Genomic DNA, 9,319 nt, shown 5'->3' on the forward strand with positions numbered 1-9,319 from the left:
GAGGGGCGCTGCAGTGCTCCAGTGATAGAGAGTCATCGCCACGCTCGTCGCCAGGTTGTAGCTGGAGACCTGGGGGCGCATCGGGAGTGCCACCAAGTGGTCGGTACGCGCGCGTAGTTCGGCCGAGAGGCCGCTGCGTTCCGAACCGAAGGCCAGGACGGCGTCGTCCGGGAGCTTCATGCCCCGGATGTCGTCGCCCTCGGGGTCGAGGGCGAACACCGGGCCGGGCGGGAGTTCTTCCACCGTCAGGCGTTCCACGGCTGTCGCGTAGTGCAGGCCCGCTCCGGCTCGTACGACTGTGGGGTGCCAGGGGTCGAGCGTCCCCGTGGTGACCACCCCGGTCGCGCCGAAACCGGCAGCGAGGCGGATCACGGCGCCCGCGTTGCCGAGGTTGCGCGGGTTGTCGAGGACCACGACGGGCGTGCTGCGGGGCGTGTGCGCGAGCTGCTCCAGGTTGGCCGCGCGCGCGGGACGTACCGCCAGGGCCGCCACCGCTGTCGGGTGGGGGCGCGGTACGAAGGAGCGGTACGTGGTCTCCGGGACCTCTGTCAGCAGGGCGTCCAGGGTGTCCCGTACGTCGGGGGCCAGGTCGGCGGCGAGGGCGAGGGCCGCCGGTCGGTCCGTGGTGACCGCCAGCGGGACCTCGGCGCCGAAGCGCAGTGCGTGCTTGAGGGCGTGGAAGCCGTCGAGCAGCACGGCGGTCTCGGCGAGCCGGTGCCAGTCGGCCGCTGCGGGGTCGGTCATGCGGAGAAGCCTACGTGGCTGTGCTCGGGGTTCTCCGGGCTGCGCGGCTCCTCCGGGTCCTCGTCCGGGACCGCACGGCCGCCCCGCGCGAACCACCGTGCACGCGCGCGTGCCGCCCGGCCGCCGAGCCGGCGCAGGAACGACGTCGGCAGGAAGACCGCGTCCGTCGCGATCATCGCGAGGGAGAAGAACGGCAGCCCCAGGAGCACGGCGATCGCCGCGTGCTCGGTCATCATCAGGGCCAGCAGGACGTTCTTGACCCGCCGGTTGAAGAGCGTGAACGGGAAGGCGACCTGCACGATCACCGTCCCGTAGGTCACCAGCATCACCATCGTGCCGCTGGAGGACAGCACGTCGGCGAGGCCGGGCCAGGGGGAGAAGTAGTCGAGGTGGAGCGGGTAGTAGACGGCGGTGCCGTCCTGCCAGCGGGAGCCCTGGATCTTGTACCAGCCGGCCGTCGCGTAGATCAGACAGGCCTCGGCCGCGACGACGAACAGGGCGCCGTTGTGGATCACGTTGGCGACGACGTCCAGCAGCACCCGAGGCTCGTACGACTTCGCGTACCGCCCGACCGCCCACCACAGGGCCTGCCCCAGCCAGACGCCCCACAGGAGCGCGGGCACGAACCAGTCGCTGTCGAAGCGGCCCGCCACCGTCACCGCGACGAGCACCGCCCCGAGCACGACCCACAGGACGGGCCCCACCAGGTCGGAAATCCGCCCTCCACGCGCGCGTGCGGCCCGGCGCGCGTCGAGGGACCAGACCTGGCCGCAGCGGGTGAACACCAGGTAGATCGACATCAGGTGCAGGACGTTGTCGCCGCCGTCGCCCATGAAGACGCTGCGGTTCTGGAGCGAGAGGACGCCGACCATGAAGAGCACGGACGTCGTGCGGGTGCGCCAGCCCAGCAGCAGCAGGACGCTCGCCAGTACGGCCAGCGCGTACACCGTCTCGAACCAGAACTGCCCGTCGGACCACATCAGGGCCGTGAACGCGCCGTTGTCCGCGATCAGCCGGCGGGCGAGGTCCCAGCTCCAGGGTCCGTCGGGGCCGTAGAGCTCCTGGCGGTGGGGCAGTTCGCGCAGTAGGAACACGAGCCAGGTCGCGGCGAAGCCGATGCGGATCACGGCGCTCTGGTAGGGGCCGAGGGCCGACTCGGTGACGCGGGCGATGCCGCGGGAGACCGACGGGGCGAAGCCGCTCACCGGACACCTCCCGTGCCCTCGGCCGCCGGGACCGTCCACCAGGGCAGCGTGCGGTACTGGGGCGTGGTCGACACCTGCTCGTCACTCCACTCGGGCGGGGACACATTGGTGGTGACGGAGCGGACCTGGACGCGCTGGACGGTGCCGCCCGGCCCGGCCGCGTCGTCCCGGCCCAGGCGCAGCACGACGATGCGGCGCAGATACGTCTCCGCGAGCGTGCCGCGCACGCCGATCGCCTTGTTGTCGGCGTCGTGGGTGGCGGTCAGGAAGTCCCAGGCCCGGCGCAGCTCGTTCTGCTCGGTGTGGCTCGGCAGCAGATTGCCGTCGATGGCCGCGCCGTCCTCGGCCGACAGGTCGTACCAGCCGGTCGTACGGGTCGCACCGGCCGCCGTGCGGATGTCGGCGCGCACCTGGACCTCGATGTTCTGCTGCAAGGGGTTCGGCGCGAAGAGCTTCCAGTTCTGCTCGAACTCCGGGTAGATCCACTCGTCGATCGCCTTGCCGTGCTGCTTCGTCACCGTGTTCGACGGCGCGACGTGCAGGAACACCATCCCGAGGTGGACGAGGGCGGCGACCGCCACGACCGCGACCGCCAGCGCGGCGCCCACCTGGTAGCGCAGGGACAGCGCGGCGACTCCGACGGGCGGGTCCGGTGCGGGCGGGGGCGGGGGCGGATGTGGGGGCTGCTGCGCGGGCACGTGCGGCCCCGCGGAGGAGGACACGGGCGTCTGCTCCCCCTCGGGGGCGTTCGAGCCTCCGTCGTTCGCGTCCATGCCGCCCCGTCTCCGATTCCTGTCCGTCGCACGGAACGGTACTCAGCCGCACGCTCCGGGCACAGTCCCGATCCCCACAGGCCATGCACGTTGTCATGTTCTCCGTGGGACGACCGGCCGAGCCGTTCCTTTCTTCTAGAACGTGTTCTATCTTGACGCTCCGTCAGATCAGGTCTTGCGGAAGGACGGGAACCGTGGACTTCACCTTCAGCGAGGAGCAGCAGGCGGCGGCCGAGGCGGCGGCGGGGGTGTTCGCCGACGTCGTGCCGGACTCCGTGCCCAGTCCGGCGGACACCACGGGCGCGGTCGCCGAGGACTTCGACCGGGCGCTGTGGGCCCGCCTCGCCGAGGCCGACCTGCTGAGCCTGCTGCTCGACGAGGAGTACGGCGGAGCGGGCCTGGACGCCATCGCCCTCTGTCTGCTGCTGCGGGAGTCCGCGAAGGTGCTGGCCAGGGTGCCGCTCCTGGAGAGCAGCGCCGCCGCGGCGGCCGTACAGGCCTTCGGCAGCAAGGAGCTGAGGGCCGGCCTGCTCGCCCGGGCGGCCCGCGGCGAGCTCGTGCTGACCGTCGCCGCGCACGGGCGGACCGGGCACGACCCGGCCGAGCTCGCCGTGACCGCGCGGCGGGACGGCGACCGGTGGCTGCTGGACGGGGTGCAGACGGCGGTGCCGTGGGCCTTCAACGCGGACCTGGTCGTCGTACCGGCGCACACGGACGCCGACCGGAGCGTTCTCGCGCTGGTCGCCCCGGACCGCGACGGCGTCGTACTCGCCGAGCAGCTCTCCACGACCGGCGAGCGGCTCGCGGAACTGCGCCTGGAATCCGTGCCGATCGCGGTGGTCGACGTCATCGACGCCGACGGCGCCTGGGAGTGGCTGCGCGACCTGCTGACCGCCGGCACCTGCGCGCTGGCCCTCGGGCTCGGCACCGCCGTCCTGCGCATGACCGCCGAATACACGGGCAAGCGCGAGCAGTTCGGGTTCCCGGTCGCGACCTTCCAGGCGGTCGCCGTGCAGGCCGCCGACCGGTACATCGACCTGCGCGCGATGGAGGCCACGCTGTGGCAGGCCGCGTGGCGGATCGCCTCGGGCGCACCGGGCGCGCTGCCCGCCGCCGCGGACCTGGCCGTGGCCAAGATCTGGGCGGCGGAGGGGGTACGACGGGTCGTGCAGACCGCGCAGCATCTGCACGGGGGGTTCGGCGCCGACACCGACTATCCCCTGCACCGGTACCACGCCTGGGCCAAGCACCTGGAGCTGTCGCTCGGCCCGGCGGCGGCACACGAGGAGGCACTGGGGGACCTGCTGGCGGCCCATCCGCTGGGCTAGACCCCGCCAGCCACAGGGACAGCTACAGCACGAAGCCCGGTTCGCCCTCGTCCGTGACGACCGGGCGGCCGGCGGCAGCCCAGACCTGCATGCCGCCGTCGACGTTCACCGCGTCGATGCCCTGCTGGGTCAGATAGTTCGTGACCTGGGCGGAGCGCCCGCCGGAGCGGCAGATCACATGGACCCTGCCGTCCTGCGGCGCCGCCTCGGTCAACTCGCCGTACCGGGCCACGAATTCGCTGAGGGGGATGTGCAGCGCCCCCGAGGCGTGACCCGCCTGCCACTCGTCGTCCTCGCGGACGTCCAGCAGGAAGTCGCCGTCCTTGAGGTCGCCGACCTCGACCGTGGGCACACCAGCTCCGAAACTCATGACTCGACGCTACCCGACGCTCCGGCCGACGTGTCCGGCTCCCCGAGCAGGGCCGCCAACTCGGCCTCCCGCTCGGCGACTTGGGCGAGCAGCTGGTCCGCGATCTCGTCCAGGAGCCGGTCGGGGTCGTCCGGGGCGATCCGGAGCATGGAGCCGATGGCGCCCTCCTCCAGTTCCCGGGCGACGAGGGTGAGCAGTTCCTTGCGCTGGGCGAGCCATTCGAGGCGGGCGTAGAGCTCCTCGCTGGGGCTCGGGCCGCGCTCCGCCGGGGCCGGTCCCGCGGCCCACTCCTCGGCCAGCTCGCGCAGCAGCGGGGCGTCGCCCCGGCTGTAGGCGGCGTTGACCCGGGTGATGAACTCCTCGCGCCGCTTGCGCTCGTCGTCGTCCTGCGCCAGGTCCGGGTGGGCCTTGCGGGCCAGCTCGCGGTAGAGCTTGCGGGCCTCCTCGCTGGGGCGCACCCGCTGCGGGGGCCGCACCGGCTGGTCCGTGAGCATCGCCGCGGCCTCCGGGAACAGGCCGTCGCCGTCCATCCAGCCGTGGAACAGCTCCTCGACCGCCGGCATCGGCATCACCCGCGCGCGGGCCTCGTCCGCCAGCCGGATGTCCTCGGGGTCACCGCTGCGCGCGGCCTTGGCCTCGGCGATCCGCGCGTCCAGCTCGTCGAGCCTGGAGTACATCGGGCCGAGTTTCTGGTGGTGCAGCCGGGAGAAGTTCTCGACCTCGATGCGGAAGGTGTCCACCGCGATCTCGTACTCGATCAACGCCTGCTCGGCGGCCCGCACGGCCCGCTCCAGCCGCTCCTCGGGCCGGGGCGCGGCGGGCTCGCCCCCGTCACCGACGGCACCGGCGCCCACCTCGGCTCCGGCAGACGGCACCTCGGCACCCGCCTGCTCCGGCACCGGTTCTCCGACGGGCGCGGACTGGGACTGCTCAGCTTCCGGGGTCGTCACCCGACCAGCGTAGGCCACGGCCGCCCCTCGCCTCCGGACAGTCGGCCACCGACCACTGGGCCGACAGGTCCCGACAGACGACGCACAGCGTGCCGGGGCGGCTCCACCGGGACCTCAGACCCCCAGCTCCGCCGCGATCCGCCCCGTCCGCACCGCCGCCACCAGCTCCGCGTGGTCCGCCTCGGTGCGGTCGGCGTAGGTGACGGCGAACGTCGCTATCGCCTCGTCCAGTTCGTCGTTCTTGCCGCAGTACCCGGCGACCAGGCGCGGGTCGGCGCTGTGGGCGTGGGCGCGGGCCAGGAGGGCGCCGGTCATCCGGCCGTAGTCGTCGATCTGGTCGGCGGCGAGGGCGGCGGGGTCGACGCTGCCCTTGCGGTTGCGGAACTGCCGTACCTGGAACGGCAGTCCGTCGACCGTCGTCCAGCCCAGCAGGATGTCGCTGACGACCTGCATCCGCTTCTGCCCGAGCACCACACGCCGGCCCTCGTGCGGGACGGCGGGCGCGTCGAACCCGGCGGTGAGCAGATGCGGCACCAGCGCCGAGGGGCGGGCCTCCTTGACCTGGAGGACGAGCGGTTCGCCGCGGTGGTCGAGGAGCAGCACGACGTACGACCGTGTGCCGACGCTGCCCGTGCCGACGACGCGGAAGGCGACGTCGTGCACCGTGTGCCGGGCGAGCAGCGGGAGGCGGTCCTCGGAGAGCGTGTCGAGATACGACTCCAGGGACGCCGCGACCGCCGCGGCCTCCTCGTCCGGGATCCGGCGCAGCACCGGCGAGGCGTCGACGAAGCGGCGCCCGCCGTCCTCGGCGGCCTCGGTCGACCTGGCCGCGAACCGCCCGCTGGTGTTGCCCCGCGCCTTCTCGGAGACCCGCTCCAGGGTGCCGAGCAGGTCACGGGCGTCGGCGTGGGAGACCAGCTCCTCGTCCGCGATGGCGTTCCACGCGTCCAGCACCGGGAGCTTCGCCAGCAGCCGCATGGTGCGGCGGTAGGAGCCCACCGCGCCGTGCGCCGCCGTACGGCAGGTGTCCTCGTCGGCGCCTGCCTCCCGGCCCGCGAGCACCAGCGAGGCGGCGAGCCGCTTGAGGTCCCACTCCCAGGGGCCGTGCACGGTCTCGTCGAAGTCGTTCAGGTCGATGACCAGGCCGCCGCGGGCGTCGCCGTACAGGCCGAAGTTGGCCGCGTGGGCGTCACCGCAGATCTGGGCGCCGATCCGGGTCATGGGGGTGCGGGCGAGGTCGTGGGCCATCAGGCCGGCCGAACCGCGCAGGAAGGCGAAGGGGGTGGCCGCCATCCGGCCCACCCGTATCGGTGTGAGCCCGGGGATGCGGCCGCGGCCGGACTCCTCGACGGCGGTCACCGCGTCCGGGCGGGAGCCGTCCAGGTCGAGCGCGGCGTGCGCGCCGCGCGGGACGCTCTCCCGCAGCGCCCTGCCCTCTTCCTTGGGCGATCCCTCCACCGGCCACGTGGCGAAGCCCCGCACTCCGGGCAGCCTGCGCCCCACACCGATTCCGGCCTCGGTCATAGCGACCGCCTCCCCCGCACTTGCGCACGCACGAACATCAACTCGCGACGACCGTACAGCCGGTGGCGAAAACACGTCAGACCCTGTGGACAACTCGGCGCCTGTGGAAAACCGACGGCACCCGGCAGACCCCGCACGGGCCGCGCATCGGCAACCGCCCGACGCCAGGCCTCAGCAGTTGCCCGAGTCCCACCCCTCGGGCAGATGCACCTTGGCCCACGCCCCGAGTTCCCGGAGCGCCGGGTCCAGGGCCTTTCCGGCCTGCGTCAGCCGGTACGAGACGCGCAGCGGCGGGCCCTCGTCGACCTCGCGGACGAGCAGACCGGCGGCGCCGAGCTCGGTGAGCCGGTCGGAGAGCATGCGCTCGCTGATGCCAGGGATGGCCCGGCGCAGGTCGGAGAAGTGCATGGGCTGTGCCATCAGGACGGCCACGATCGGCCCGGTCCAGCGCTTTCCGAACAGCTGGAAGACACGGGTGATGCCCTTGTCGACCTGCTTGCACAGGTCCGTGCCGTGCTCCTGCTCGACCGTCATGGCCTCAGGGTACTGCCCTCCGGAACCGGGATGAAAAAAAGTAAGTACCTGTGTTATTCATAGTCGAGTACGAAACTTCAGCTGCTGAGCAAAACGACTGCTCGGCGGTTCCAGCCCCCTGGAGACCCCCATGGCCACGCTTCTGCACATCGACTCCTCCGTGTTCCCCGCCGGCGCCTCCGCCTCCCGCGCCGTCACCGACGCCTTCCGCACGTCCTGGGAGGAGCAGCACCCGGAGGGCACGGTGATCCACCGCGACCTCGCCGCGAACCCCGTGCCGCACATCACCGCCGACGCGCACACCGCCGGCTTCGCCGACCCGGCCACGCACACGCCCGAGCAGGCGGCGGCCTTCGCCGAGCGCGTGAAGCTCATAGAGGAGCTGGAGCAGGCGGACGCGGTGCTGATCGGCGCCCCGATGTACAACTTCGCCATCCCCTCGACCCTGAAGGCCTGGCTGGACAACGTGATCCTCATGGGCCGCACCGCGGGCACCGAGGACTCGAAGATCAAGGGCACCCCGGTCACCGTGATCGCCAGCCGCGGCGGTGCCTACGGCCCCGGTACCCCGCGCGAGGGCTTCGAGTACGTGCAGACGTATCTCCGCGCGGTCTTCGCCGACGCCCTCGGCACGGAACTGGAGTTCATCGTCCCGGAGCTCACCATGGCGCCGCAGAACCCGGCGATGTCCGACCTGGTCCCGCTCTACGAGGCGTCCCGCGAGCGCGCCCTCGGCGACGCGGCGGTCAAGGCGAAGGAACTGGCGGAGCGGCTCGCCGCCTAGAAGCTGTGATTGTCCTCACCTGAGGTGAGAACCACACAAGAAGAAGCCCCTCAGGTCCGAGACCTGAGGGGCTTCCGTTGTGCGCGAGGGGGGAGTTGAACCCCCACGCCCTTGCGGGCACTGGAACCTGAATCCAGCGCGTCTGCCTATTCCGCCACCCGCGCATTGGGTGTGTCTTCGAGCTGTTCCCCGTAGGGGCTGGCGCCTTCCGACATGCAGAAGATTAGCACGGTGCCCGGGGTGGATTCACATCCCTTATCCGCACCCCGTGACCTGCCCCGGGGACCACCGGCGCCCCCTCCGAACGCCTCGCACCTCCCGCTACGTATCAACGTGGGCCGGTTCACGTATCAACCTCGTACCGGTAGCGGCCATCTCCCCAGGAGGCGGGCAAGGTCCACAGTCAGGTGCGGGACACTTGTCTGCGGCCCCCTCTACGATCCTGGGCAGGAGTAGTGCAGAAGGAGTTCGACGGGCCGACAAGGGGGAACCAGCCGATTTACCGGCGCGTGGATACGATCAGTAAGCAGTACCAAGGCAGCCGGCACGGCAACCAGTGCGGCAACGACGGAGGAGGTGCCCCATGGGAGTCCTGAAGAAGTTCGAGCAACGCCTCGAAGGTCTGGTCAACGGCACCTTCGCCAAGGTGTTCAAGTCCGAGGTCCAGCCCGTCGAGATCGCCGGCGCGCTCCAGCGCGAGTGCGACAACAACGCGACGATCTGGAACCGCGACCGGACCGTCGTACCCAACGACTTCATCGTGGAGCTGAGCACGCCGGACTTCGAGCGGCTCAGCCCCTACTCCGGCCAGCTCGGCGACGAGCTCGCCGGCATGGTCCGCGACTACGCCAAGCAGCAGCGCTACACCTTCATGGGGCCCATCAAGGTCCACCTGGAGAAGGCGGAGGACCTCGACACCGGTCTGTACCGGGTGCGCAGTCGTACGCTCGCCTCCTCCACCAACCAGCAGGCACCCGGCACCCCCGCTCCGGCGGCACCGCCGGCCGCGGGACGGCCCGGCGGCTACGGCTATCCGCCCGCCGCCGCCCCCGCGAGCGCCCCGCCGCCCATGCCGGCCGCACCGCCGCCCGGTGGCCGCGGCTCGGC

Annotated in this window: 10 protein-coding genes and 1 tRNA gene; 3 read left to right on the forward strand and 8 right to left on the reverse strand. The window is 71.9% G+C overall.

Features of this window, described 5'->3' with window-relative positions; translation table 11 throughout:
• The 3 genes from SSP08S_RS41365 to SSP08S_RS41375 all read right to left on the reverse strand — a co-directional run.
• On the reverse strand, window positions 1-744 hold a 744-nt coding region (locus SSP08S_RS41365; RefSeq protein ID WP_019073532.1), incomplete at its 3' end, for a TrmH family RNA methyltransferase.
• Window positions 741-1,949 (reverse strand): HTTM domain-containing protein, encoded by a 1,209-nt coding sequence (locus SSP08S_RS41370; protein WP_019073533.1) that lies wholly within the window; start codon window positions 1,947-1,949, stop codon window positions 741-743. The genes SSP08S_RS41370 and SSP08S_RS41365, both read right to left, overlap by 4 nt.
• Window positions 1,946-2,722 (reverse strand): DUF5819 family protein, encoded by a 777-nt coding sequence (locus SSP08S_RS41375; protein WP_019073534.1) that lies wholly within the window; start codon window positions 2,720-2,722, stop codon window positions 1,946-1,948. Before SSP08S_RS41375 ends, SSP08S_RS41370 begins: the two co-directional genes overlap by 4 nt.
• A 194-nt stretch (window positions 2,723-2,916) precedes the next feature.
• Here SSP08S_RS41375 and SSP08S_RS41380 point away from each other — a divergent pair, with 194 nt between their 5' ends.
• Window positions 2,917-4,050 carry an acyl-CoA dehydrogenase family protein gene (locus tag SSP08S_RS41380; protein ID WP_019073535.1) on the forward strand — a complete coding sequence of 378 codons (1,134 nt, stop codon included), beginning with the start codon at window positions 2,917-2,919 and terminating at the stop codon, window positions 4,048-4,050.
• Window positions 4,051-4,072: 22 nt separating this feature from the next.
• Here SSP08S_RS41380 and SSP08S_RS41385 read toward each other — a convergent pair whose 3' ends face one another.
• From SSP08S_RS41385 to SSP08S_RS41400, 4 genes are all read right to left on the reverse strand, one after another.
• Window positions 4,073-4,402, reverse strand: coding sequence for a rhodanese-like domain-containing protein (locus tag SSP08S_RS41385; protein ID WP_019073536.1), 330 nt, complete (start codon window positions 4,400-4,402; stop codon window positions 4,073-4,075).
• Between the two features lie 14 nt (window positions 4,403-4,416).
• Window positions 4,417-5,370, reverse strand: coding sequence for a J domain-containing protein (locus SSP08S_RS41390; RefSeq protein ID WP_019073537.1), 954 nt, complete (start codon window positions 5,368-5,370; stop codon window positions 4,417-4,419).
• A 114-nt stretch (window positions 5,371-5,484) separates the two neighbouring features.
• The gene (locus SSP08S_RS41395; RefSeq protein ID WP_019073538.1) at window positions 5,485-6,894 is read right to left on the reverse strand and encodes a DUF2252 domain-containing protein; all 1,410 of its coding nucleotides are present in this window, start codon (window positions 6,892-6,894) and stop codon (window positions 5,485-5,487) included.
• A 171-nt stretch (window positions 6,895-7,065) separates the two neighbouring features.
• The gene (locus SSP08S_RS41400; protein ID WP_019073539.1) at window positions 7,066-7,428 is read right to left on the reverse strand and encodes a winged helix-turn-helix transcriptional regulator; all 363 of its coding nucleotides are present in this window, start codon (window positions 7,426-7,428) and stop codon (window positions 7,066-7,068) included.
• A 130-nt stretch (window positions 7,429-7,558) separates the two neighbouring features.
• Between SSP08S_RS41400 and SSP08S_RS41405 the strand changes: the two genes are divergently transcribed.
• On the forward strand, window positions 7,559-8,212 hold the full coding sequence (locus SSP08S_RS41405; RefSeq protein WP_019073540.1) for an FMN-dependent NADH-azoreductase: 654 nt from the start codon (window positions 7,559-7,561) through the stop codon (window positions 8,210-8,212).
• Window positions 8,213-8,292: 80 nt separating this feature from the next.
• Here the strand turns inward: SSP08S_RS41405 and SSP08S_RS41410 are convergent.
• A tRNA-Leu gene (locus SSP08S_RS41410) sits at window positions 8,293-8,376 on the reverse strand.
• A 419-nt stretch (window positions 8,377-8,795) separates the two neighbouring features.
• On the opposite strand from SSP08S_RS41410, the gene SSP08S_RS41415 reads away from it, so the two are divergent.
• Window positions 8,796-9,319: DUF3662 domain-containing protein (locus SSP08S_RS41415; RefSeq protein ID WP_019073541.1), on the forward strand; the 524-nt coding region annotated here is incomplete at its 3' end.

The sequence above is a fragment of the Streptomyces hokutonensis genome, assembly GCF_000376565.1.
GTDB classification, from domain to species: domain Bacteria; phylum Actinomycetota; class Actinomycetes; order Streptomycetales; family Streptomycetaceae; genus Streptomyces; species Streptomyces hokutonensis.